The organism is Paenibacillus sp. FSL H3-0469 (assembly GCF_038051945.1).
Classification (GTDB): Bacteria; Bacillota; Bacilli; order Paenibacillales; family Paenibacillaceae; genus Paenibacillus_AQ.
The window spans coordinates 5374729-5399348 of sequence record NZ_CP150302.1; the positions used below are offsets into that span (position 1 = coordinate 5374729).

20 protein-coding genes are annotated in these 24620 nt (G+C 44.8%); 16 read left to right on the forward strand and 4 right to left on the reverse strand.

Annotated elements, in window-relative coordinates:
- Positions 1-584: 584 nt before the first annotated feature.
- Entirely contained in the window at positions 585-1079 is a 495-nt protein-coding gene (locus tag NSS83_RS23655; protein WP_341186900.1) for a hypothetical protein, read from the reverse strand.
- Positions 1080-1221: 142 nt separating this feature from the next.
- On the opposite strand from NSS83_RS23655, the gene NSS83_RS23660 reads away from it, so the two are divergent.
- From NSS83_RS23660 to NSS83_RS23690, 7 genes are all read left to right on the forward strand, one after another.
- Positions 1222-1629 (forward strand): hypothetical protein, encoded by a 408-nt coding sequence (locus NSS83_RS23660; RefSeq protein WP_341186901.1) that lies wholly within the window; start codon positions 1222-1224, stop codon positions 1627-1629.
- Positions 1630-1780: 151 nt separating this feature from the next.
- Positions 1781-2110 carry a nucleotide pyrophosphohydrolase gene (locus NSS83_RS23665; RefSeq protein ID WP_341186902.1) on the forward strand — a complete coding sequence of 110 codons (330 nt, stop codon included), beginning with the start codon at positions 1781-1783 and terminating at the stop codon, positions 2108-2110.
- Between the two features lie 19 nt (positions 2111-2129).
- Positions 2130-2324 (forward strand): hypothetical protein, encoded by a 195-nt coding sequence (locus tag NSS83_RS23670; protein WP_341346608.1) that lies wholly within the window; start codon positions 2130-2132, stop codon positions 2322-2324.
- A 37-nt stretch (positions 2325-2361) separates the two neighbouring features.
- Positions 2362-5616: a helicase-related protein gene (locus tag NSS83_RS23675; RefSeq protein ID WP_341346609.1), complete on the forward strand. Its 3255-nt coding sequence runs from the start codon at positions 2362-2364 to the stop codon at positions 5614-5616.
- A complete protein-coding gene (locus NSS83_RS23680) occupies positions 5613-6269 on the forward strand; it encodes a DUF4391 domain-containing protein (protein WP_341346610.1) in 657 nt (218 codons plus the stop codon). The genes NSS83_RS23675 and NSS83_RS23680 overlap by 4 nt, the downstream gene beginning before the upstream one ends.
- 19 nt (positions 6270-6288) lie before the next feature.
- On the forward strand, positions 6289-8148 hold the full coding sequence (locus NSS83_RS23685) for a site-specific DNA-methyltransferase (protein WP_341346611.1): 1860 nt from the start codon (positions 6289-6291) through the stop codon (positions 8146-8148).
- A gap of 15 nt (positions 8149-8163) precedes the next feature.
- The gene (locus NSS83_RS23690; RefSeq protein ID WP_341346612.1) at positions 8164-11217 is read left to right on the forward strand and encodes a DEAD/DEAH box helicase family protein; all 3054 of its coding nucleotides are present in this window, start codon (positions 8164-8166) and stop codon (positions 11215-11217) included.
- Positions 11218-11824: 607 nt separating this feature from the next.
- Here the strand turns inward: NSS83_RS23690 and NSS83_RS23695 are convergent.
- Positions 11825-12073: a helix-turn-helix transcriptional regulator gene (locus NSS83_RS23695; RefSeq protein ID WP_341346613.1), complete on the reverse strand. Its 249-nt coding sequence runs from the start codon at positions 12071-12073 to the stop codon at positions 11825-11827.
- 151 nt (positions 12074-12224) lie between these two features.
- On the opposite strand from NSS83_RS23695, the gene NSS83_RS23700 reads away from it, so the two are divergent.
- From NSS83_RS23700 to ltrA, 8 genes are all read left to right on the forward strand, one after another.
- Complete coding sequence (locus NSS83_RS23700) at positions 12225-12722, forward strand: hypothetical protein (RefSeq protein WP_341346614.1); 498 nt, start codon at positions 12225-12227, stop codon at positions 12720-12722.
- Positions 12723-12863: 141 nt separating this feature from the next.
- Positions 12864-13556, forward strand: coding sequence for a nuclease-related domain-containing protein (locus tag NSS83_RS23705; RefSeq protein ID WP_341346615.1), 693 nt, complete (start codon positions 12864-12866; stop codon positions 13554-13556).
- 30 nt (positions 13557-13586) lie between these two features.
- The gene (locus NSS83_RS23710; RefSeq protein WP_341346616.1) at positions 13587-14609 is read left to right on the forward strand and encodes a restriction endonuclease; all 1023 of its coding nucleotides are present in this window, start codon (positions 13587-13589) and stop codon (positions 14607-14609) included.
- Positions 14610-15142: 533 nt separating this feature from the next.
- Positions 15143-16939 carry a DUF3578 domain-containing protein gene (locus NSS83_RS23715; protein ID WP_341346617.1) on the forward strand — a complete coding sequence of 599 codons (1797 nt, stop codon included), beginning with the start codon at positions 15143-15145 and terminating at the stop codon, positions 16937-16939.
- Positions 16911-19325, forward strand: a complete 2415-nt coding sequence (locus NSS83_RS23720) for a restriction endonuclease-like protein (RefSeq protein ID WP_341346618.1) — start codon at positions 16911-16913, stop codon at positions 19323-19325. Before NSS83_RS23715 ends, NSS83_RS23720 begins: the two co-directional genes overlap by 29 nt.
- Before the next feature lie 58 nt (positions 19326-19383).
- Positions 19384-20220 (forward strand): copper amine oxidase N-terminal domain-containing protein, encoded by an 837-nt coding sequence (locus NSS83_RS23725; RefSeq protein ID WP_341346619.1) that lies wholly within the window; start codon positions 19384-19386, stop codon positions 20218-20220.
- A 24-nt stretch (positions 20221-20244) separates the two neighbouring features.
- On the forward strand, positions 20245-20775 hold the full coding sequence (locus NSS83_RS23730) for an NADAR family protein (protein WP_341346620.1): 531 nt from the start codon (positions 20245-20247) through the stop codon (positions 20773-20775).
- Between the two features lie 905 nt (positions 20776-21680).
- Positions 21681-23486 carry a group II intron reverse transcriptase/maturase gene (gene ltrA, locus NSS83_RS23735; protein ID WP_341184092.1) on the forward strand — a complete coding sequence of 602 codons (1806 nt, stop codon included), beginning with the start codon at positions 21681-21683 and terminating at the stop codon, positions 23484-23486.
- A 78-nt stretch (positions 23487-23564) separates the two neighbouring features.
- Here ltrA and NSS83_RS23740 read toward each other — a convergent pair whose 3' ends face one another.
- On the reverse strand, positions 23565-23651 hold the full coding sequence (locus NSS83_RS23740) for a putative holin-like toxin (RefSeq protein ID WP_282705064.1): 87 nt from the start codon (positions 23649-23651) through the stop codon (positions 23565-23567).
- Positions 23652-23844: 193 nt separating this feature from the next.
- On the opposite strand from NSS83_RS23740, the gene NSS83_RS23745 reads away from it, so the two are divergent.
- Positions 23845-24099 (forward strand): hypothetical protein, encoded by a 255-nt coding sequence (locus NSS83_RS23745; protein ID WP_341186919.1) that lies wholly within the window; start codon positions 23845-23847, stop codon positions 24097-24099.
- 314 nt (positions 24100-24413) lie between these two features.
- Here the strand turns inward: NSS83_RS23745 and NSS83_RS23750 are convergent, their stop codons facing one another.
- Entirely contained in the window at positions 24414-24611 is a 198-nt protein-coding gene (locus NSS83_RS23750) for a hypothetical protein (protein ID WP_341346621.1), read from the reverse strand.
- Between the last annotated feature and the right edge of the window lie 9 nt (positions 24612-24620).

Genomic DNA, 24620 nt, shown 5'->3' on the forward strand with positions numbered 1-24620 from the left:
TGCTGATGGGGGCTATTTTAATTGTATAGGAAGCTATAATTTCCTCTTGCTGTGGACAAGGTGCGTGTAAATTTGTGGAAAAGAATTCCTTGAATGATTCGAAGAGTAACTTTGTTGCTGGATGTATGTGAAAAACAGCATACGTTGTGCTCGCAAGCAGGCACACGCCTGAATGTATGTGGAAAACAACATACGTTGTGTTTGCAAGCAGGCATACGGTCTGGATGTATGTGAAAAACAGCATACATTGTGTTCGCAAGCAGGCATACGGTCTGATGTATGTTAAAAACAGCATACGTTGTGTTTGCGCAAAGGTAATCTTATTCATCTGTTAGGATGATTTTGTTCTTTGTGGAGAAGGACATGGCGTAAATAAGGAGACTAGATTCGGAATTGACATATTTAACAAATATAATATTTCCTTGTATGATAGTAGTAAGACCAAGAATAGACTACGTGAGTATTCAACCAATAATGCTGAAATAATAAGTAAGCTGGAGAATTATTTTAAATAGATCATGGACCAAAAGGTGTTCTCGAAAGAGCACCTTTTTCTTTCACTGTTTTTAATTCAAGGTCAGCAATTAATCTATCGTCCTCAACCCCCAATTGCCTGTATCATCCTTCACGAAGTAAAAGGAAAGATGGTTTTCTTTAATATCGGAACCATCCTTAACTTTAACCTCTAGAGTTACAACAGTTCTGCCAGCAGAATCCTCTTCAACAGACATTAGCTTCTCGAAAGAGTACTCTTTCCCAAGCATGAAGCTGTGCGCGTCAGCCGACTGATTATTTGCAAAGGCACTCCTGAATTCTTCCTCGTTATTATTCACTAGAGCGTTCATTACTGCGTTCAAGCTATCTGTAATCTGTTCATTCAACTTCGTATCATTTACATCACTTAACTCAACAAATATTCCTGTCTTAAAATTGCCCTGGTCTGGTGATGATTGTGGCGCTGAAGGCTGTGTCTTTTGGCTTGTAGCAGCTTGTTTGGGGGTAGCATTGGGATTCCCAGCACAGCCTGCTAAGATTCCTATAATTAAAGAACCCGCTATAACCTTCGCGATTTTGTTCATCGTAACCCTCCTTGGGTTTATTGCCTTCCCAGTTAGCAGATGCAGATCCTATTGGCTTCGAAGCATGATATTAATAGCGCTAACGCTGATATGTTAAGCATACATTAGAATAAGCTCTCAAACATTTGTACGGAGGAATATCATGAACAAATTAATAGGGATTTCTCTATTATTACTACTGACCGCTTGCTCAAATCCTCAAGAATCTAACACAACAACGAAGGACATTACCTATACAGAAATTAAAACCTTTCAAAGTAACGCGGCTCCTATTTTGAAATGGAATGACCAAATTTATTTAATAACTGACGAAAATGTATCTGCCAGTGAAGTTGAATTGGAGATCGGAAAAGTCACCAGTTACTCTATTGCAGGCGAAGAAATAACACCAAACAATTTTTCGAATTATTATGGTACAGGCACACCTTTTTTCATTATTAAAGGGAAAGACGAATTAAAAGAGCTAGCGATCCAAGCTGATAAAGAAACCTTCGTGAAGGCAATAATTCCATTGGCAGTTACCAGCTCCAATTCGGAATTCCAACTCTAATATGGTTCAAACCACGCCGCCGGGCTCCAATAGGAGTCCTTTTATGTGTAATTTTAGGAATATCATAGATTTACATTATGGATTGGGCTATCATCAATACATACAGAGAAATTGTGGAAAATTGAATTTGACCAACATGATGGGGGTACACATGGACGAATTAATGAAGAGAATCATCCAATTCCGTGACGATAGGGACTGGAAGCAATTCCATGATCCCAAGGATCTGGCGCTCTCGATCACGCTGGAGTCTAGCGAACTGCTGGAGCTTTTCCAATGGAAGAACAGCCAGCAAGCTATAGAGCAACATTATTCCGGCATGCAGGACGAAATCGCTGATATTCTCATCTACACGCTTACGCTTGCGCATGATCTGCAAATCGATGTTAAGGATGCTATCCTTCAGAAGATAGACAAAAACGCGAAGAAATACCCCATATCCAGCTCCAAGGGAAGCTCACAAAAAAGCACACAGCAGTGATTGAATAGGGGAGAGTTCTATGATTATCTATGAATCGACCAAGCAGCAATTTATGGATGATGTGACCGAGGATACGATCGCGGTAAAGATTCATAACCAGTACGTCCAAAAAATCGGCAGAGTTGCCATGGGCGAAATCAATGCCACGACCAATAATGTAGAAAAACTTGATAACCCTATTTATACAGGAATAATTAGGCTGATGTCGAATTGAACCAAAAGATAGATGTCCAACTACAAGAGGTGAAACTATGGAGGTTATCAATAATATTGATAGGCTATTGGGAGACGATTTAAAGCACTCCATTAAAAAAGGATCAAAGCTGTCCATAGCAGCTTCATGCTTTTCAATATATGCCTACGAAGCATTAATCAAAGAGTTGAATCAAGTGGACGAAGTACGCTTCATCTTCACTTCGCCTGCATTCGTTGCGGATGGCTTTAACAAGGAAAAACGAGAGTTCTACATACCTAAGCGGAGCCGTGAGAAGAGTTTATACGGAACAGAGTTTGAAATACGGCTGAGGAACGAAATGACTCTAAAATCAATTGCAAAAGAATGCAGCGACTGGATACGTCAGAAAGTTACTTTCAAGTCTAACCGCACTTCTGGTGTCATGCAAGGAATGTTGAACTTGCAAACATCCGATAATACAACCACGTACATGCCCATGGATGGCTTTACGACTGTTGATCTTGATTATGAGAAAGGCAATGCTCTGTCTAAGATGGTCAATAAATTCACTGAAGCTCCATTCACAAAAATGTATTTAGACTTGTTCAATCAGGTATGGAACGACAAAAGTAAGCTTGAAGATGTGACGAATCAAGTAGCTGAACACATCTCATCAGTTTATAAAGAAAACTCTCCTGAGTTTATATACTATGTCATTCTGTATAACATCTTTAATGAATTCTTGACAGATATCACTGAAGATATACTGCCGAACGAAGCAACTGGATTTAAGAATACAGAAATATGGAAGCGTCTTTACCACTTCCAGAAGGATGCAGTTATGGGTGCCATCAATAAGCTTGAAAAATATAATGGCTGCATTCTTGCAGACAGTGTCGGGCTCGGTAAGACTTTCTCCGCTCTCGGTATTATCAAATATTATGAGCTTCGCAACAAGTCGGTCTTGTTACTATGTCCGAAGAAGCTTGCAGATAATTGGCTTACGTATAAACAGAACGTGACCAATAACATCCTGTACGCCGACCGTCTGCGGTACGATGTGCTTTACCATACGGACATTTCCCGTGAAAGAGGCAAGTCTAATGATATCCCATTGGATAGACTGAATTGGGGAAACTACGATTTGCTTGTCATCGACGAATCGCATAACTTCCGTAATAATGAAGCAAAGAAAGACAAAGAGACGCGGTATCAGAAGCTGATGCGGAAAGTGTTGAAAAGTGGGGTTAAAACGAAAGTGCTAATGCTGTCTGCAACCCCGGTTAATAACAAGTTCATGGATCTTCGCAACCAGCTTGCTCTGGCGTATGAAGGAAATCCTGAAGAAATCAACAACAGACTTGGCACTGACCGTGGCATCAACGATATCTTTAAAAGGGCTCAATCTGCTTTTAATCAGTGGTCAAAGCTGGATGCCGCTGATCGAACCACCCATACGCTCCTGGGAATGCTCGATTTTGACTTTTTTGAGCTCTTGGATAGTCTGACTATAGCTCGTTCACGCAAGCACATTCAGAAGTATTACAAGGCAGAAGAGATTGGTGAATTTCCTAAGAGGCTGTCGCCCTTATCCAAATTTTGTGATTTAACAGACAGAACAGATGTAATTGGGTACAATGAGATCTTTACGGAGTTGTCTAGAATCAACCTTGGCATATATGCTCCGTTCAAGTACATTCAACCGAGCCGCTTGCGATTGTACGAAGAGATGTATGATACAAGCGTAAAGGGTGGAAGCGGGAGCTTCAAGCAATTAGACCGAGAAGGTAGCTTGCAACTTCTAATGAGGATTAATTTGCTCAAACGGCTGGAGAGTTCTGTTGAATCATTTCGGTTAACGCTGTCTAAGATTATATCCAAGCTGGGCCAGACACTGGAGAGAATAGAGGCATATGAGCAAAGCGGAAAGTCAGATATGGTTGGATACACCGAGATTGAAGATGCCAGTCTAGATGATGATGACTGGCTGAATGATGACTTTACTATAGGGGATACGATAAAAATTAATCTTTCCGATATGGACGTACTCAGATGGAAAGAAGAGTTGATGAGCGACTACAATATTCTCTCTTCCCTTCATGAGGAAATGCGAAAAGTAACACCTGAGCACGATGAAAAGCTGAATGCCTTGAAGCAGCTCATCGATAACAAAATCGGGCAGCCAATCAATCCTGGCAACCGGAAGGTGATCATATTTAGTGCATTTACGGATACCGCGGCGTACTTGTATATCCATCTATCTGAGTATATGAAATCAAAATACAACATCGATTCCGCCAAAATTGTTGGCCGCGATGAAAATAAGAACACTGCTGGTTTGCGAAATGACTTCAGTACATTACTCACCTGCTTCTCACCGCGATCCAAGGAAAAGAAGCTGACAATGCCTGATGTGAAAGGTGAAATCGATCTGCTGATTGCTTCTGATTGTATATCTGAAGGTCAAAACTTACAAGATTGCGACTTCCTCGTTAATTATGATATCCATTGGAATCCAGTACGGATTATCCAGCGGTTTGGGCGAATCGATCGAATAGGCTCGCAAAACAGATCCATTCAGCTGGTGAACTTCTGGCCTAACATGACGCTTGATGAATATATTCAACTGAAAGAACGGGTTGAGAACCGTATGGTAATCATGGATATGACAGCAACCGGCGATGACAACGTCCTGTTTAATCAGTCTAGCGATCTGGAATACCGGAAGCAGCAGCTCAATCGCTTGCAGAAAGAAGTCGTCGATCTGGATGACATGAACACTGGTGTATCCATAACGGATCTAGGTCTTAATGACTTTCGAATGGATTTGGTGAACTACGTCAAAGAGAACGGCGAACTCGATACCGTTCCAAACGGATTGCACACAGTCGTTTCTGCTGATGAAGACAAAGGAGTAGAACCTGGTGTCATATTCATTCTTCGCAACGTACATGAAGAATTAAACCCGGACAAGCAGAATCGCCTACATCCTTTCTACCTCGTCTACATGAGCGATGATGGTGAAGTTATAATCAATCATATGGATGTCAAGAAAACACTCGATGTCCTACGTTCTTTGTGCAGAGGACAAGCAGAGCCCATCCTGGATGCTTGCCGCAGCTTCAATCAAGCGACTAAAGACGGAAAAAAGATGGACTCATACTCAATGCTGCTGGAGGAAGCGATTCGTTCAATAGTTCAGGTGAAGGAAGAAGGCGATCTAGACAGCTTGTTCAGCTCAGGAGGCACAACGGCTTTAATCGATACCGTCAAAGGGCTTGAAGATTTCGAGCTCATTACCTTTGTCGTTATTCGGAAGGTGGATGCATGATGTTACAATTACCATCTAGTACAATCGTGAATCGAAAAATACCAAAGAATAAATTTTATGAGAAGCTCCAAGCGAATCAGAGTCTGAAGGATCTGTTTACTCAACAAGTCGAATCGATCATCTGGAAGCACAAGCTGTCCAAGGAGACAATCCGCTTGGAGCCAAAGGATGATATTGAGGAAGTTCAGGTGTTTGAGGTTCATTTGAAAGAGCGAACCTACTCGCTTGATCTATTGCGGAGTATCGACAAGGCAATCCCTTATCCCATCCTGTATCTCATTCTATACGAGGATCAGGTAAAGCTTGCTATAGCCTATAAAGAACGAAATCAGACAGATGATAATCTTTCCGTCGTGCGTTCCTATCATGAATCGGTATGGCAGCCTGTAGAAGAAATGAAATTTAACATCGTTCAAGGACTTGATCTAAAGGCAGTCTACGAGAACATCATCCGTCAACTGCTGCCTTTTGATTCTAAGCCGGAAATTGAGCTTACAGCCGTTCTGGAGCGACAAGTACGCATAGTTAAGCTAACGCAAGAATGTCAACGGCTAGAAGCCAAGATTCGTGGAGAAAAGCAATTCAGTCACAAGGTTGAATTGAATATGGAAATGCAACATAAACGTAAAGAGCTGAATCAACTTCTAGATTAACTGGAGGCCTAACCTAAACATGAACCAACTGACGATGAAATCAACCGATCTGACACAGGTCAATATCGGCAAGATTGCAGAATTGTTTCCTAACGTAATTACTGAAGCACGGGATGAACAAGGAAAGATTAAACGTGCAATTGATTTTGATTTGTTGAAGCAAGAGCTTTCCGATGGTCTCGTTGAAGGAGAAAAAGAGCGGTATCAAATCACATGGACAGGTAAGAAAGAAGCTGTTCTTAACGCCAATACGCCTATAGATAAAACATTGATACCAGTTATGGAAGAAAGCGTTGATTGGGGAAATACTCAAAACCTTTACATTGAAGGTGACAATCTTGAAGTCTTGAAGTTGTTACAAGAATCATACTTAAATAAGGTGAAAATGATATATATTGATCCACCATATAACACTGGGAATGACTTTATTTATAAGGACGATTTCCGAGAAACAATGAATGCTTATTTGGAGGAATCAGGACAAATAGATATGGAAGGAAATCGATTTTTTCATAATTCCTTAGCAAATGGTCGATTTCATAGTGATTGGTGCTCAATGATGTATTCAAGACTTAAAATAGCTAGAAATTTATTGAAAGAGAATGGTGCGATTTTTGTTAGTATTGATGATCATGAATATGATAACTTAAAAAAAATCATGAGTGAGGTTTTTGGGGAAGAGAATCATATCATTACTTTCATATGGCATAGAAGACAGAATGCTGATAGTAGAAATATTACTAATGCGTCAACTGATCATGAATATATAATTGTCTATGGAAGATCAGAACAATCAATATTTAGAGGAAAGGAAATTGATAAATCAAAATATCAAAATCCAGATAATGATCCAAGAGGTCCTTGGGCCAGTATAGATTTAAGTGGATTAGCTGATAAAAATGCAAGACCCAACTTACATTATGATATCGTTGATCCCAAGACAGGAATAGCGTATCCTCCAAACCCATCAAGGGGTTGGTCTAAGTCGAAAGAAACGATGCTCAAATTAATTGAAAATAATGAGATTTTATTTCCAAAAAATCCGACTGGTCGTCCGAGACAAAAGAAGTTCATTAAGGATTTAAATAAAACGAACACAGGGTTTTCTTCGATTCTTGAAGATGTAGGCTACACAACGGGCGGCACAAGAGAAATCCTTGATTTATTAGAGGGTAAGGCTTTTCCTTTTCCAAAGCCTACTAGACTAATAACAAAATTAATGAACCAAATTCTAAGTCCTGGGGAAATTGTGCTTGATTTTTTCTCGGGCTCAGCAACTACGGCACATTCTGTTATTCATTTAAATGCGGAGGACGGCGGAAATCGAAAGTTTATAATGGTTCAATTGCCTGAGAAGATAGATGAGAAATCAGACGCTTATATACAAGGCTATAAAACTATCTGCGAAATCGGCAAAGAACGTATACGTCGTGCTGCCAAAAAGATCAAAGAAGAAACGGGAGCGGACATCGATTACGGCTTCCGTGTGTATCGAGTAGACTCCAGCAACATGAAAGATATCTTCTATACGCCAGAAAATCTAGGACAAATGAATCTCGATGATATGGTGTCTAACATCAAAGAAGATCGCTCTGGCGAGGACCTGCTCACCCAAGTGATGCTGGAGTGCGGACTGGAGCTCTCATTACCAATGGAGACCAAAGAAGTTGAGGGCAAAACAGTCCATTACGTTGCAGGTAATTCCTTGATCGCTTGCTTTGATGATGATGTGTACGAGTCGGTTATTAGGATAATTGCAGAGGATCAACCCCTTCGCGTTGTATTCCGTGATAGTTCTTTCCGGGATGATTCGGCTCGTATCAATGTTGAAGAAATGTTCAAGCTACTCTCCCCAAGCACTGAAATTCAAGTGCTTTAAGGAAGGTGAGCAGCGATGAAGATTAAATTTAAACAACAGCAGTTTCAATTGGATGCAATAAAGAGCATTGTTGACGTATTTCAAGGGCAGCCCAACGAATCCTCTCGCTTCACGCTTGATAAAGGTCGGCGACAAAAGAGTGTGGAAATCGGCGATCTCTTTCGACAAACAAGCGGCTATGATTCGGAGTATGGATTCAAAAACAACCCCATCAAGCTAGTCGAACAGGAAGTCCTGGACAATATTCAAGCGATGCAACGTCACAATGGATTGAAATTATCGGAGCGGCTTGAGGGCAAGTACAATCTGACGGTTGAAATGGAAACCGGCACGGGTAAAACCTATGCGTATATTCGGACGATGTTTGAGTTGTACAAAAAGTACGGTTGGAGCAAATTCATTATCGTTGTTCCGTCGATTGCGATTCGCGAAGGGGTTCTAAAGACATTTAAGATTACTGAAGACCACTTCATGGCGGAGTATGGATCGAAGGCACGTTACTTCGTTTATAATTCCAAGGACCTGCCTCATATCGATAAATTTGCAAGTGACGCTGGCATTAACGTTATGATTATTAACGCCCAGGCGTTTAATGCGAGAGGTAAAGATGCAAGAAGAATTACAATGGAACTGGATGACTTTCAATCCCGACGACCGATTGATGTAATCGCCAGCACCAATCCTATACTCATCATCGACGAGCCGCAATCGGTTGAAGGTCAGAAGACGAAAGAGGCATTGAAGGATTTCAAGGCGTTATTTACACTGCGATATTCGGCAACTCATCGTGAAGACTACAACAAAGTCTATCGCCTTGATGCACTGGATGCCTACAACATGAAGCTGGTCAAGAAGATCAGCGTGAAAGGCATCTCGGTCAAAGGATCAAGTGGAACGAACAGCTACGTGTATCTCGAAGGTGTTGATGTCAGCAATAAGCATGCTCCTGTAGCGCGGCTTGAGTATGAAAAACGCACCAAAACGGGATTAACCAAAGTATCCAAAAAGATCGTCACAGGCGACGACCTCTATCAATTGTCCGAGAACTTGGAACAGTATAGAGGTTACAAAGTATCCGAGATCAATGGCCAGAATAGCAGTGTCAGCTTTATTAATGGAATCACGTTGTTCGCCGGAGATGTGCAAGGTGATGTAAGCGAGCTTCATTTCCGGCGAATCCAGATTCGGGAGACGCTGAAATCACACTACGAGAAGGAGCGAGTGTTGTTTTATAAAGGAATTAAAGTGCTCTCGCTCTTCTTTATCGACGAAGTTTCCAAGTATCGACAATACGATAAAGACGGCAACGAACTGAACGGCAATTATGCGGACGTTTTTGAAGAAGAGTACATGGAACTCCTGAACGAACAACAATCATTGTTTGCAGATGATCCATATGTTCAATATTTGAATACCATTCGCGTAAAAGATACGCATAAAGGGTACTTCTCCATCGACAAAAAGAGCAATCGGTTCGTTGATTCCAAGGTGTCTGCCAGAGAAAGCGATTCTGATGATGCGGATGCATACGACCTGATTATGCGACAGAAGGAGCAACTTCTTAGCTTTGAAGAACCAACGCGATTTATCTTCTCTCACTCGGCGTTGAAGGAAGGCTGGGACAACCCGAACGTATTCCAGATTTGTACGCTCAAGCACAGTGATTCTACGATCAAGAAGCGTCAGGAAGTTGGACGCGGATTACGACTCTGCGTGAACAAGTATGGTGAACGGATAGATTCCAGTATTCCAGGTATTGACGTTCACGAGATCAATGCACTAACCGTTGTCGCAAGCGAATCCTATGAGCAATTTGCCAAACAACTCCAGAACGAGATTGCCGCGACATTGTCGGATCGACCACGTATGGCGGACAGTGGCTTCTTTTTAGAAAAAGTCCTAGTGAATGCCTGCGGCGAACAGTTAAAGATCGATGAGAGGCTCGCAAACAAGCTGCAAAACGCGTTCATTCGAAATGGATATACCGATGATGACTACAATCTGACGGATGCTTATTTTGCTGCTGTAGAAGAACAAAACGTCAAACTACCTGACGAGCTGAATGCACATCAAGAGCAGCTTATTGAACTGGTTAAATCAATCTACGTTGAAGGCAAGTCGGATATGACGAACGATGATAGGAAGAATACCGTTCCTAACATCACGGTGAACAGCAACTTTTACAAGAAAGAATTTGAGGAGTTGTGGAACCGGATTAATAAGAGATCGGTTTATACGGTTCAGTTCGATTCGGAAGAATTGGTGCGGAAAAGCATCATGACGATTGATATGAGCTTGGACGTGCCTTCCATTCGTTATTCTATCAAGCATGGGGAAATGAATGAGATCGAATCCCGTGAACAATTGAAGCAGGGCGAAGCTTTCAAAATTCGAGAGACGGATGCGGATTATGTTCACCAAGCTGCGGTATCGAAGATCAAGTACGACTTGATCGGCAAGCTGATGGATGAGACGAAGCTTACCAGAAAGACAATTGTGTCCATTATGAAAGGCATCAAGCAAGCTAAGTTCATGCAGTTCCAGAAGAATCCCGAGGAGTTTATACTCCGAGCATCCAGACTGATCAATGAACAGAAGGCGACGACGATTATAGAATCCATTACGTATGATGTAATCAATGATACATTTGATAACGATGTGTTCACGAAGAACACTCTTAAGGGACAGCTTGGACAAAACGCGATAGCGGTTGAGAAGCACATCTACGACTATGTGGTGACGGACTCCAAAGTTGAGCGAGCTTTCGCGAAAGAGCTGGATACGAGCAAGGAAGTGAACATATATGCCAAGCTGCCGCGGGGTTTCTACATCCCGACTCCAGTCGGCAACTACAATCCGGACTGGGCAATTGTATTCAAAGAAGGTGACGTCAAATATATCTATTTTATTGCTGAGACAAAAGGCTCTTTGGACTCAATGGAATTGCGTGAAGTTGAGAAGGCGAAAATTGAATGCGCACGGAGGCATTTTGCCAAACTGAATTCAGATCAGTTGAAATACGATGTGGTTAATAACTATGAGAAGTTGATGGAGATTGTGAAGGGATAGATATCTATAAATTATCGCCGTACTCCGACTTATTAGTGGAGTATGGCGATTTTTTATTTACGAATATATTTATCGCAGGTTAAGATTAAGTGGGGAATTTTTCTTGTAATTCTAATGTTTTTTCTGTTGGTTAAGTATAAATGGGAGAGGGAAATATTTTTTAAGGTGGTAATAATAGTTATTGGGGGGCCACTATCCGGTGTCTTGCCCTCCTGAAAGTGTGAAATCAAAAAATGTAGACCCAGTTTACAGATTAACATTAAACAATCCTCCATCAGATAAGGATTTTTATAGTCATAAAGTGGAAAATCTCCGTTACCCTCCAGATAAAGAATTGTGAAGCTTGTGCAATCTCGGTGTTTACAGATTTAGATCAGATTCAAAAGGCTAAGAAAAATATTGTTTTGTTTAAGAAAAGAGGCCATATAATTGAAGGCCAAATAGTTAGTGAAACAGGCGTCGTCTCAGAACCAGATCATAAATCCCATATTTACTATTGCTGAGTATATAGGTCATGATTTTATCTAATTTAGAGGCTAGAGAGGAGTACTATCGCTCCTCCATTTTTATTAGTAGTCTCAAGTTTTAAAAGTCGAATTTTTTGAATTTACTCTTTCTCCCCCAGCAACTCCCCAACAGAAACCTCCAACGCTTTCGCTATAGCCACCACCTCATAATCCTGGACAAGCCTATGCTGGCCTTCCAATCTTGATAAACTAGTTGGACTAATGTCCAAACCAAAGGTTTGTAAGCGGGCAAGGAAATCCTTTTGCTTCATTTTCTTAGCTTTGCGAATTGCTACGACTCGGCTCCCGATGATGTTTTTATCACCTGGGGGCTCTTTGCGATGTCTCATTTCCGTGTCACCTCACAATATTAACCAAATTGTATGCGAGGTAGGAGTTGTTTTAATGCGTATATCGGATTAAAATAAAATAAACCGATAATCGCATTAAAATTCCATACATCGTCTACAACCATAGCTTTGCCAGAAAGGTGAGGGTGCAATGCACAATCTGATGCACAAGTATGAGGAGGAGAAGCGTAGGCTGAACGAACTCGGGCAGGAACTGCTGGAGCAAGGAATTCCGTTAAGCACTAATGAGACGATTCAAGCTCAGAGTCGCAAGGTGGATGAACTTATTAATCAGATGTATCAAGAAAGGAACGGATATACAGAGGCTTTGCGTTTAAACTTCTATCCAGGGGGAGATGTGGTGAGTTTTCCAGCGTGGTTTATACAAACAATTCAGGGTCGATTAAATGAGGTGACTGCACAAATAGAATATGAGTCCGAGCCTAGACAAGCTTTTGAAGAGGAAAGTGAGGCGTTTCAGGCGTTGTTCGACTCCTTAGATATCGCACGTATGCCCAAATTTGAGGATTGGGAGAATAAACTCCAGGTAAAGCAATCCGTTATTTATGAACGCTTATATCTACAGGGACTGAAGGATGGAATGCAACTTGCACATTCCTTTAATGCTCCTTCTGCTCTCTCGGAGTAAGCACAATAGACAACATAAACATATTCACGTTTGGGCTGTCCACGCGACAGTCCTTTTCTTATGCCCTTTTTGGAAGGGAATCCTTCCCATATTGTCGAATTAACATACATATTGTAAATCCAGAGGATATGAGGTTGGGCTATGTTTGAAGCACTAAGGGCAATCTTCCGAAAATCAGACCCTAAGCCGCAACAGGCTGTACATAAGGGACATGCTACTAAGGCTAAGCCCAAGGTTGCACCTACTCGAATTGGCGAGCTAGGCGAGCATAAAATTAACATTCAGCTTGACCAGCTTCCAAAGGACTGTAGATCACTAAGCGATCTGCTGCTCCTTAATCCAAAATCTAGAACTGGCTATGCTCAGATTGATCATGTTGTCATATCTCCATATTGTGTATTCGTTATTGAGACGAAGAACTACAATGGAGAAATTAAAGGTGGACGGACAGATCAGCAATGGTCAGTGAGTAACCGGTACAAGATGTATAACCCGCTGAAGCAGAACTATGGGCATATCAAGGCCATTGAGAGTCTGCTGAAAGATGTGGCCGCTGTAAAATACATCTCTATGATTTCATTCACGATGAGATGTAGGTTCAGCATTGACCCGGAGCTGCGAAAGATCCACTCGGACGAACTGGTTGTCTATGACGTGGAATTAAGTGAATTTATCTCAAGGAAGCTGATCAGCCTGAAGGCAGGATATTTTAAACCTTCTATTTCGGCGGGGCAGATCCAAACCATATATGATCATCTGGATCAGGCTAATATCACCGATGTTGAGATGCGTAAACTTCATGTACAGAGAATAAAAGGGAGCAAGAATTATTGAAATCATTACTTTTATAGAGGGGTGTTAACTATGGGGAATATGTGGCTTGTAAGAGCGGGGGAAAAAGCATACCTTATTGACGAATTCAAAGAAAAGCAAGCGATCGCGATAGGTTGGGCCCTATTGGGGAATATCAGTACAGTGAAGACTTTGCAAGAAGTGAAGAGGCTTTTGAAGTTAGCGTATCCTGAATATAAAGAAGGTAAGATTAATATAACTGCGGGCCAGATTTTTCGGTTTGTGAGTGATTTTAAAATAGATGATCTTGTAATCACTTATCATCCGGAAGAGCGTCTTTATTACATAGGAAGAGTTGTTTCAAATTATGAATATAAACCTGATTATATTACGGATAAGCCGCAAATTCGCAGAGTAAATTGGGAGGGGACGGTATCTAGAGATGTTTTGTCAGCCAGTGCTCGGAATACGCTTGGTTCTATTATGACTATTATTGCTATACCTAATGAAGTTCAGAAGGAATTGCTCAAGCAAATGGCAGCTGGTCAGGCAGTTGTTAATTCATCAGATCAAACAATAGAGCCTGTGAAGGCAGAGACAGAGGAGGAAGCTGAAGAGTTAGAGATCATCAAGGACGATGTCATTGAGAAGTCCAACGAGTTTATCAAGGATAAGATTGCTAAGTTAGACTGGGAGCAAATGCAAGAGCTCGTGGCAGGCATACTCCGAGGAATGGGGTACAAGACGCGAATCTCACCTAAAGGGCCGGATCGAGGAAGAGATATTTTTGCATCTCCAGATGGTCTAGGACTCGAAGAACCCAGAATTATAGTGGAGGTAAAGCACCGTTCAGGTAGTATGGGATCTAGTCACATACGTAGTTTTACCGGAGGATTAAGAGTAGGGGATCGGGGGATTTATGTATCTACTGGTGGATTTACCAAAGATGCCAAATATGAAGCAGAACGATCTAATATCCCTTTATCGTTAATAGACTTAGATCTACTAGCGGAGTTAGTAACGCAATATTATGATCAATTTGATTCAGAGACACGGACTTTAATACCGTTAAGGAAGATATATTGGCCGTTATAAGTTTGAATTTTTTCTTAGGGCTGTCCATGAGACGGTCCTTCTTCTTAAGTAATCCTAGACTACTAAAATCATTATCGATCCTGGAGGACTCCATGCCACTACCCGAAACATTCACACAGATTTTTAAGCGTAAGCAAAAGTCATATAAGATGGTCCTAATCCTATCCTTAATTGAAGAGCTTAGAGCGTCCAAGCGTGAGCGAGTGTCTTACGATCGCGTTAAAAAGCGATTTCATAACTATTTCATAGCTGAACAAGACAAAGGAAGTCGGGTTGATTTGCCACAAGGGAAGAAGTTATGGAGCGAAGCATCTAACAGTCGGTTGAAAGATATCATTAACAGTCCTGTTAATGCACTTTCGCATATTTTGTTTGTGGATTTGAAGGATAATACTATCGGGTTTCATACTCAGCTTCACAGACAGCTTGGAGAGGAGGGGCTTTCGCAGTTAGAGTGGCTTGCGCGCGAAGAACTTCAATCCTATAATGCAGCGTTACAGCACTTCTCTTTACAAAGTTATCTAGAGAAGATTATGAGCGAATACACGGCTGCTAAAATGGAAGCTTTCGCAGGCCATTCACTGGGTACGTTGTTTCGCCAGACCCTGCCTTCAGAGCTTAAAACGTTACCTTTCATAGATGATCAATATAAAGTTCAAGGATCAATTGGACAAGGGAATTGGGCAACGATACCCTGGCTGGCAGTTCTGGATAAACGGATAACGGAAACAACTCAGCATGGGGTATATATTGTGTATCTATTTGCTGAGGACATGAGTACTGTATATCTTACGTTTAATCAGGGTGTAACAAAGCCAATTCAAGAAAATGGACGCAGGGAAGGCTACGCTTATCTGAGAGACCGCAAAGAGTGGATTCTAGACCTTCTTCCACTGAATAATATGAACAAGGATGAGAACATTCACCTTGTAGACAGTGGCCTTGGTCAAGATTATCAGGTATCGACCATTGCTTACATTAAATACAATAGAGGTAATGTACCGAATGATGAACAGCTGATTCAGGATCTTGGGAATTTAATTGACGATTACCGTCTATATGTTGAAAAGGTAATCGCTGCAAGTGATGATGAACCTAATGACGAGGAAGTGGATCCATTGCCACAAGAAGCTGAGCCGCTGGAAGACGGACTAGTCCTAAATATCCTCCACCACATCCAATCCCACATCCGCCGCCAAGGCTTCTTTTTCCCGGAGCATCTGATCGAGAACTTCTACCTGTCGCTGAAGGCGAAGCCGCTTGTGATTCTGGCGGGGATCTCGGGGACGGGGAAGACGAGGCTGGTGAAGCTGTTCGCGGAGGCGCTGGGAGCGACGCGGGATAATGGGCGGTTCAGGCTGATTCCGGTGCGGCCGGATTGGAGTGATCCTGCGGATCTGCTGGGGTATAAGGATCTGGCGGGCAGGTTCCAGCCGGGGCCGGTGATGCAGGTGTTCGTGGAGGCGCGGCAGCCGGAGAATCGGCATAAGCCTTATTTTATATGCCTGGATGAGATGAACCTGGCCCGGGTGGAGCATTATTTCAGTGATCTGTTAAGTGTGCTGGAGACGCAGGAGTGGCGGGAGAGTGAGATTCAGACGCAGGAGCTGATCTCGCGTGCCTTGCTGGGTACACCTGAGGATCGAGCGACCTATGGAGGCCTGGGCATCCCGGAGAATGTGTTCCTGATCGGGACGGTGAATATGGACGAGACTACGCATCCTTTTAGCAAAAAAGTTCTCGACCGCGCAAGCACTCTGGAGTTCAATTACATCAATCTGCAGCAGTACCCGCAAGAGGCGGCTCAGGAGGCAGACGTTCCCGCTGCGCTGGCGGAGCTGAATCATCTGTTCGTCCGTTCGGATTATCTGAAGCTGGCCGATGCCTACGAGCCTTATCAGGAGCTTGTGGTGCGGACGACCGGGAGGCTGGTGAAGATCAACGCGCTGTTGGAGGATATTCATGCTCATGTGGGGTTCCGGGTGCGGGATACGGTTTGCTTTTATATGATCTATAACGAGCGGTATGGCCTGATGGATGAGGAAGAGGCGTTCGACTGGCAGCTGCTGCAAAAGATTCTCCCGCGCATTCAAGGCAGTCATTCCTCGGTGCGCCGGGTCCTGCTGAGCCTGATCAAGGAGGCCATCGGCAATGGGACGAGCTTAACGTTCAATATGGAATCGCTCATGGAGGATGCGTCGTCTCTCTATCTGGCATGGACTGGCGGGAAGACTCCGCCTGGGCTGAAGCATCCGCAGAGCGCCCGCAAATTGGCGTACATGCTTAGGAGGCTGGAGGAAGATGGATTCACCTCATACTGGCTCTCGTGATCAGGCGGTAGAATTGCTGCGGGTGGAGACGGAGCTGTTCACGCTGTATCTCCAGGGGAAGCCCTATCATCCTACGGTGGAGACGTTGCAATTGCATCGTTCTACTGAGCAGGAGTGGGTAGAGGCCACGCTTGGCATCACTTGCTCGGAGCGGCTGGGTGAGGTGCAGATTAAGGTGTTCTCGCCGGAAGCGTATGGGCTGGTGGAGTGGGTGCCGGGGGAGACGGCTTTTCCTTGCTTTTATGAGACGCAGTCTTACGAGCTGGTGGTTCAGCATAAGCACGTGGAGAGTCTTACGTTCTATCATGAGAATGTGCTGCTCCGGCAGGCGGTGAAGCCGCTGGGGGACTCGATTCTGGCGGGCGTGCTGAACTTCAGGAATGAGGTCGGGCTGACGGAATGGGAGCTTCGGGTAGCGGGGAGGATGCTGCTGCGGGTGGAGATGGAGATTTTCCCCTCGAAAATGGATTACAAGCTGGACTACCAGAACATTCTGCATGAAGTCAATGCACAGATCTATAATCTGGCCTTCGACTTCCTGCGCCGGACCTACCAGCTCACGGGGCTGCGGGAGACCCCGCATCAGAGCCTGACGGAATTCTTCACGATCCTCCAGCACATCTTAAGGCAGCTGCTGGATGCGGTTGAGCGGATCAACAAGAACCCTCACTATGCGCTGCTCCAGGAACGAAGGCTCATGGATGCGGGCCGGGTCAAGCAAGCAGGAAGAGAGAACATCCGCGAGCTCGCCAAGCACCCTGAACGGTTAAGGGAGGATGCGAAGCACGGGTTCCTGACGATCGGTAACCGCAGCTACACGGCCACACACTTAATGGAGACGCGCAGGCGCCTCGCCTATGATACGAATGAGAACCGCTTCGTCCGCTGGATGCTGGAACGGGTTCGCGGGAAGCTGAAGGAGCTTAAGCTCCGCTGGAGAGAGAACAGCCGAACCTCAGACCCCTTGCTGATGGCAAGATTGGATTCGATGCTGAAGCAGATTGACCGGGTGCTGCAGATGGATTTTGTGCGTGAGGCGGGTGTGATGAAGCAGATGTCCGTTACACTGGTGCTGCAGATGGCCCCTGGATACCGTGAGGTCTACCGCTTCTATCTCATGCTGCTCAAAGGCCTGTCGATCCAAAGCGATCTTCTCCGGCTATCCATGAAGGATGTCGCGCAGCTCTATGAATATTGGTGCTTCCTGAAGCTGAATCAGCTGCTGGGGCAGAAGTATAAGCTGGTGAAGCAGAATATCATCCGGGTGAACCGGAGCGGGATCTTCGTTACGCTGGACCGTTCGCAGAGCGCCAGGATGATCTATGAGAACCCGGTGAACGGGGAGCAATTCATCCTGTATTATAACGCGATTCCGGGCACGGATCAGACGCCGACACTGAGCCAGCGGCCGGATAATGTACTCACCTTGAAGAAGAAGGATGCGGGTCAGGTGAAGGAGTATAAGTATGTTTTTGACGCTAAATACCGCTTGAATCCTGCCTATCCAGGCACGCCCTATGAGAAAAGATACAAGCAGCCCGGGCCGGAGGAGGACGACATCAATACGATGCACCGCTACCGGGATGCGATTGTGTATCAGGAGCAGAGCTCCGGGGAGTATGAGCGCAGCATGTTCGGGGCGTATGTGTTATTCCCTTATCCGGACGAGGAGCGGTTCAAGAGCCACCCGTTCTACCGGAGCATTGAGCTGCTCAACATCGGTGCTTTTCCGTTCCTGCCGAATGCCACCGGTCTGGTGGAGCAATTCCTGGAGGAGATCATCCGTGACAGCCCGGAAAAGGCCTACGAACGCTCCACACGCCCGCGCGGCACGAAGGAGTATTATGCCGATAAGCTGGCGGGCAAGAATGTGCTGGTTGGATCGGTGCGGGGGCCGGAGCAGGTGGGGGTAGCGTTGCGGAACGCTTTTTATCATATGCCGCTTAAGAATCTTGCCAGCCAGAAGCTGCTGACTCAGATCGAATACATCGCGATGTGCCAATCCCGTAAGAAATTCATTGATCCAGCCAAAACAGGCATTCACTGGGTAGGCAAGGTGGCCGATTGGAAGGTGCTGCGGCGTAAGGAGATTACCGAGGTTCCTTGCCGGCCGGGTACAGAAGAGGACTTGTATGTCCGGTTCACCATTGAAGAATGGAAGAGGTTAGCTGACCCGATCTCTCTTGGGGGACAAGGAATCTATACGGTGCTGCATACCAGCAAGTACATTCTGGACCGGGCCTTAGAGATTGCCGAGCTTCGTCTGGATACCGAGACCGGGCTGCACGAATGGCGGGAGAAGCGCCGCAAGGGCCGGGTGCAGGTGAGGCTGGATCATGAGGAGTATGTGGATTTGGGTCGGGTGGTGGAGGTTAGGAATATTTGAAAGAGACGTGGAGAAGCGTAGACCTTTCGATTCATTTGAAAAAAAGGAGAGATGAATTATGAATCATCGCCAACGTCCATTCTTTCGGTTCGCTATGAAAACCTTAATTATGCTGCTATGCGCTGGCCTGTTGCCACTCCTACATACGGGGGCTTCAGCGCAGGCTGCACCGGTAGTGGGGAACCAGATCAGGCCGCTGCTGATTAATAACCAGTATGTGCTGTTTCCAGGCAAGCTGGCACCCTATATCCAGGAGGGTAAGTTAATGATACCTGTCCGTGCGTTCGCAGGTGCGCTGGGTGCACAGCTGACCTATGACGCCGCCACCAAAAGCTCCACGATCTCACTTCTTGGCGAGAGTGTGGGGAAACTGCGGGCGGGTCAGGCCACGGCGGTAACCAGAGATGGAAGTAAAATAGCGCTTGGAGTGTCCCCGCAGTTGAGGGATGGTGTGCTGTTTGCGCCGATGAACCCGATCCTCACCGGGCTGAAAAAGCTGAAATGGGAGAACATGTATAACGCGCTTACCCGCCATGTACTGATAGTGCAGGGCCGGGGAGATATGGAGTTGCCGCAGCCGAAGTCTTGGCAGAGTGTAACTTCGTTTGGAGATGTGCCTGGGGAGCACCAGAATCCCTTTTACCCTACACTGCTTACGCAATCTGCTGACGGGAAGGGCTTCCGGCTAAGTCTCAGCGTGCTTAATGCCTCTGGGTCTGTCATTCCCAAGGGCGCTTCCAGCTTGGAATTCATCGCTGTGAACGGCCAAGGACAGGCCGTTGTCCGACAGCTTCCCGGCCCTTCGCAGGCGACTCCTAAGGCAGGAGCTTTGTCATTCACGATTAATGTGCCCACAGCGCCGGATTATGTGATTTTCAATTCACGGATCAAGTAAAAACACAAGGAGGCCAGGCCTGCCATGGACAACCAGGAACACATCCAGAAGCTGCACGATGAACATAGGAAGGAATGGTTATCGGCTAAGCCAGAGGCGCGTGTGATACGTTTCTATGAGACGGATAAGCCTTACGGCTGTTTTTCTAATTTTGCGAAGTATCCGATTCTGTTGAAGGGCAAAGAGTGGGCAACATCGGAGCATTATTTTCAGGCGCAGAAGTTCGCAGGAACCGGGCATGAAGAGGAAATCCGGCTCGCCAGTACGCCTATGATAGCAGCCAGGATGGGACGGGAGCGGAACCGGCCGCTGCGCCCGGATTGGGAGGAGTGCAAGGTGCAGGTGATGACGGAAGCGCTCATAGCCAAGGTAGAACAGCATCCTGTAATCAAGTCCATTCTACTCTCCACCGGAGATTGCACACTTGTTGAGCATACCTCGAATGATGCCTACTGGGGAGACGGCGGGAACGGGCAGGGCGGCAATATGCTGGGGAAGCTGCTGATGGAGCTTCGGGAGGGCCTGAAGAGAGAAGCAATCACCGTAGGCTCTTAAGGAGTACGATGGGTATTTCAATAGATAACTTCATACATTTTCTTACTTTATGAAATGATTTGTGGTATAGTAAAGGCAGAAAAAACGTAGAATACAAAGAGAGCCGTGCTGCAAACACGACTCTCGGAGCAATAGCCGCTTTTAAGGGCGGTGGCTTTCGGAATATCAGTTAAGAAATAGACCGATTCCTTGGTGAGGGCGGTCTATTTCTTTTGTGCGACTTGTTTTACTATAACCATCATGTGTGGGAAACGTAAGGATGCAAAGCATCTAACTTAGTGACCGAAGGTTGGAATGAGGGAACCATGTATCCCAAAACGACCTCATTAATACTCCTGCATGCGGTATTAGGCAGCATATACCGTATGGAGCCAGGTGAAGGCGGCAGAAGGAGAACTAGAGCCACTCGCAAGAGAAGGTATGTTAGCCGATATGCCGGATGGCTGAAAAACAAGCTATGGTGAGAATGACACGCATGTCTGACGAACTGCCGAATGTACAGGTCTATAATAGGACCGCTAGGAAACTGGTGGGCTAGTAAATACTAGGTGAGCGGCGAAGAGTACAATATAAAAGATAGGAAACTCGCTATACTGAACTATGGCAGTATCGAACTCGCAGGCTTAAAGGCAGCACCTAAGGTTTTGAATGGATAGCTAGGCCACTAGGAACAAGGAAAGCAGGGGGCGTTGTCTCATGGTCTGCCAACCAAGACGGTTACTATAAGGGTTCTTATTCGAAATGTATTTACCCCTGTGAGAGTAGGGGCACGACCAATGAAGCACCTGTAATGGGTTTGGAGGAACAGCCCCAAGTCTTATTAATTCAAATTCAATTTTCCAAAAGTGAACGACATCGATCGGGTAAGAACGTGGGAATATTACTCCGTTGGGAGGGATACCACAATGTCGGCGGTACGATACTGGGATTATTACGGCATGACCGGAATCTTTAGTGAACTGTATGGAAGAGCACAAAACAAGGAAATATTCACGAATCTCTACGATATGATCACTTCTAGGGAAAATATTCTTCTGGCCTACCGCACAGTTAAATCAAATAAAGGTTCCAAAACAGCAGGTACAGACGGCAGAACTATTGACGATATTAAAACGGCATCCGAAGAAGAATTAGTAGAGCTTATCACTGGGAAACTATTGAACTATCGTCCTAAGAAAGTGAGAAGAGTCTTCATCCCCAAACCAAACGGCAAACAAAGACCATTAGGTATTCCGAGTATAGTTGACCGAATCATCCAGCAATGCTTCAAACAGATACTTGAACCCATTGCTGAAGCCCAATTCTATAAACACAGCTACGGATTCAGACCGATGCGTACTACCCACCACGCTGTAGCCCGGGTACAACACCTTATTAATTTCAATCGTTTTCACTTTATTGTGGACATTGATATTAAAGGTTTCTTTGATAACGTTAACCATACCAGACTTATCAAACAACTATGGAATATGGGGATACAAGATCGCAAAGTTTTACGGATCATAGGAAAAATGCTTAAAGCCGAGATTGAAGGCGAAGGTATACCTGAAAAGGGAACACCACAAGGCGGGATATTATCGCCACTCCTGTCAAACATTGTTTTGCATGATCTGGATCAATGGGTATCGGGGCAATGGGATACGTTTCCTTCTAGACATAAATATGCACGGAATGATGGGAAGTGTGCAGCCCTAAAAAGGACCAATCTCAAGGAAGGGTACATTGTCCGTTACGCCGACGATTTTAAAATCCTTTGTAGAGACTGGAAAACTGCCCAAAAGTGGTTTCATGCCGTAAAGCTTTATCTATATGACCGTCTGAAACTAGAAATCTCACCGGAAAAATCGCAAATTGTAAACCTCAGAAGGCGAGCGTCCGAATTTCTTGGATTTACTATTCGTGCGATAACGAAAGGACCTAAGAGAGTTGCTCGTACGGGCCTAAGCGACAGGAAAAAACAGCAGATAAAGAAAGAAGCGAAAGTGCGTATCGTGAAAATACGTCAGTCACCTACTGCTCAAAATGCGCTCTTATTCAATAGTTACGTCCTGGGTATTCATAACTACTTTAGCCGAGCTACGCAAGTTAGCATCGAATTCTCACGACTTGCTCATGATCTACGCCGGTTCACCTTTAATCGTCTGAATTCAGTCGCGACTTACGAATATCCGTGTATCCCGCCACCAACCTACTCGAAATTTTATAGTAAGAATTATAAAACGTTTAGGATATGCGGAGTCTACCTTTTTCCACTTCCGGATATCAGATGGAAGATCAGCACAAATTTCGACCAGTCCATTAGTCCATTTACCGAAGAAGGAAGAAGGATCATCCACAAAGAGCTAAGTCCGGATATTCTCAGAGAAATTTCTAAACTCATGAAATCCAACATACATGGTCGCAGTGTGGAATATATGGATAATCGTATTAGTAGATACAGTATGAAGATGGGCAGATGCGAAGTTACAGGATTGTTCTTATACGCAGAGGAAGTCCATTGCCACCACTACCAGCAGATGAAAAATGGAGGGAGCGATAAATTCAGCAACCTCCGTATTTTACATCGTGATGTGCACAGGCTCATACATGCAACGACTGAAAAAACGATTGTTGAACTCAAAACCCGATTGGATTTATCATCTGAAATGATGAAATCATTAAACCTATATCGTAAAAAGTGCAACTTGGAACTTATTGATATATTGAATTAAGAAGATGGAACGCCGTGTGCGGTGAAAGTCGCAAGCACGGTGTGGAGGAGGGGAAAAGACGGAGATAATTTCAAAGTCTTACCTATTCCTATTGAGGTAATTTAGCAGCGCGATAATGAACATGCCGAACATGAACATCAGGGACAATGCTTGATAAACCTCCATTGGCGTCACCTCCCTCCCGGGAGATTAGCCGACCGCCCATATAAGCCTTTCTATTGCTTCAGCGATTATACCATGAATGGAAAAATTTGAATATACGAACAGTGCAGACTCTTACAATGGATTTCGCCGGAAGAGTGGGCTCAGGCTAATGAGAGATTTTAAGAGAGTGGTACAATAGGCAGAAGAAAGTATAATGAAAAAAGAGAGCCGTGCGGCAAACACGACTCTCGGAGCAGTATCCACTTTTAAGGGCGGTGGCTTCAAAGAGGTAAGGCAGTTAAAGAATAGACCGCTACCCTTCAGAAGGGCGGTCTATTTTTTTGTAGTAATTTTGAATACACAAACCAAATCCCTACCCAAGCTCAAAAGCAGGCTCCCCCACCTGCCTTTGGGCTTTTTTATCATGCCTCTAAAAACTCCCCTCTGGAAATTTATTCTTCCATCGTAATACTTCCGCCATGTTCGTTACCGCTCAGATCAGCGATGATAGAGCCTGTAGATAACGCTGAGCGCGTTCATCCTACATCCGGTTCTTATCCGGGCGGACGTAACGAGGCGGGGATCTCTGGTGATCCCGCAGTGCCGGCATGTATGTCACGGTATCCTGTACAGTCCGTTGCGGTAAGAGCAGATAAGGGGTTCGATTCCCCGATCGCCTTCACAGCGACGTTGGTTACACTACTCGATTTCCATCGAGCCACAATTGAAGCACAATCTGAGTAAGGAAACCAATGGGCAGAATCCCTGGCGGCTGGTCTAGCGCTACTGTGGCAGGGCTTTGTAATCCGTGGATACCGGCAGCAGGGAAGCTTGCGGAGACTGAGGTAAGGACAGAAGGGAACGAAGGCTGGCTGAAGGTGGGGTTAGCTCAGGTCTCAGGTAGTCCTCCCGGATCTCCCGGCAGATCGGCTGTCTCAAGCGTGATTCCGTCCGGGTCCACAGCGGGATTCTGTCTTCCATTGGTCCAAT

Bases quoted from the DNA above. Each gene is read 5' to 3' on its own strand.
- NSS83_RS23655 (WP_341186900.1), bottom strand. From the start codon at position 1,079: ATGAACAAAATCGCGAAGGTTATAGCGGGTTCTTTAATTATAGGAATC.
- NSS83_RS23660 (WP_341186901.1), top strand. From the start codon at position 1,222: ATGAACAAATTAATAGGGATTTCTCTATTATTACTACTGACCGCTTGC.
- NSS83_RS23665 (WP_341186902.1), top strand. From the start codon at position 1,781: ATGGACGAATTAATGAAGAGAATCATCCAATTCCGTGACGATAGGGAC.
- NSS83_RS23670 (WP_341346608.1), top strand. From the start codon at position 2,130: ATGATTATCTATGAATCGACCAAGCAGCAATTTATGGATGATGTGACC.
- NSS83_RS23675 (WP_341346609.1), top strand. From the start codon at position 2,362: ATGGAGGTTATCAATAATATTGATAGGCTATTGGGAGACGATTTAAAG.
- NSS83_RS23680 (WP_341346610.1), top strand. From the start codon at position 5,613: ATGATGTTACAATTACCATCTAGTACAATCGTGAATCGAAAAATACCA.
- NSS83_RS23685 (WP_341346611.1), top strand. From the start codon at position 6,289: ATGAACCAACTGACGATGAAATCAACCGATCTGACACAGGTCAATATC.
- NSS83_RS23690 (WP_341346612.1), top strand. From the start codon at position 8,164: ATGAAGATTAAATTTAAACAACAGCAGTTTCAATTGGATGCAATAAAG.
- NSS83_RS23695 (WP_341346613.1), bottom strand. From the start codon at position 12,073: ATGAGACATCGCAAAGAGCCCCCAGGTGATAAAAACATCATCGGGAGC.
- NSS83_RS23700 (WP_341346614.1), top strand. From the start codon at position 12,225: ATGCACAATCTGATGCACAAGTATGAGGAGGAGAAGCGTAGGCTGAAC.
- NSS83_RS23705 (WP_341346615.1), top strand. From the start codon at position 12,864: ATGTTTGAAGCACTAAGGGCAATCTTCCGAAAATCAGACCCTAAGCCG.
- NSS83_RS23710 (WP_341346616.1), top strand. From the start codon at position 13,587: ATGGGGAATATGTGGCTTGTAAGAGCGGGGGAAAAAGCATACCTTATT.
- NSS83_RS23715 (WP_341346617.1), top strand. From the start codon at position 15,143: ATGAGCGAATACACGGCTGCTAAAATGGAAGCTTTCGCAGGCCATTCA.
- NSS83_RS23720 (WP_341346618.1), top strand. From the start codon at position 16,911: ATGGATTCACCTCATACTGGCTCTCGTGATCAGGCGGTAGAATTGCTG.
- NSS83_RS23725 (WP_341346619.1), top strand. From the start codon at position 19,384: ATGAATCATCGCCAACGTCCATTCTTTCGGTTCGCTATGAAAACCTTA.
- NSS83_RS23730 (WP_341346620.1), top strand. From the start codon at position 20,245: ATGGACAACCAGGAACACATCCAGAAGCTGCACGATGAACATAGGAAG.
- ltrA (WP_341184092.1), top strand. From the start codon at position 21,681: ATGTCGGCGGTACGATACTGGGATTATTACGGCATGACCGGAATCTTT.
- NSS83_RS23740 (WP_282705064.1), bottom strand. From the start codon at position 23,651: ATGGAGGTTTATCAAGCATTGTCCCTGATGTTCATGTTCGGCATGTTC.
- NSS83_RS23745 (WP_341186919.1), top strand. From the start codon at position 23,845: ATGAAAAAAGAGAGCCGTGCGGCAAACACGACTCTCGGAGCAGTATCC.
- NSS83_RS23750 (WP_341346621.1), bottom strand. From the start codon at position 24,611: ATGGAAGACAGAATCCCGCTGTGGACCCGGACGGAATCACGCTTGAGA.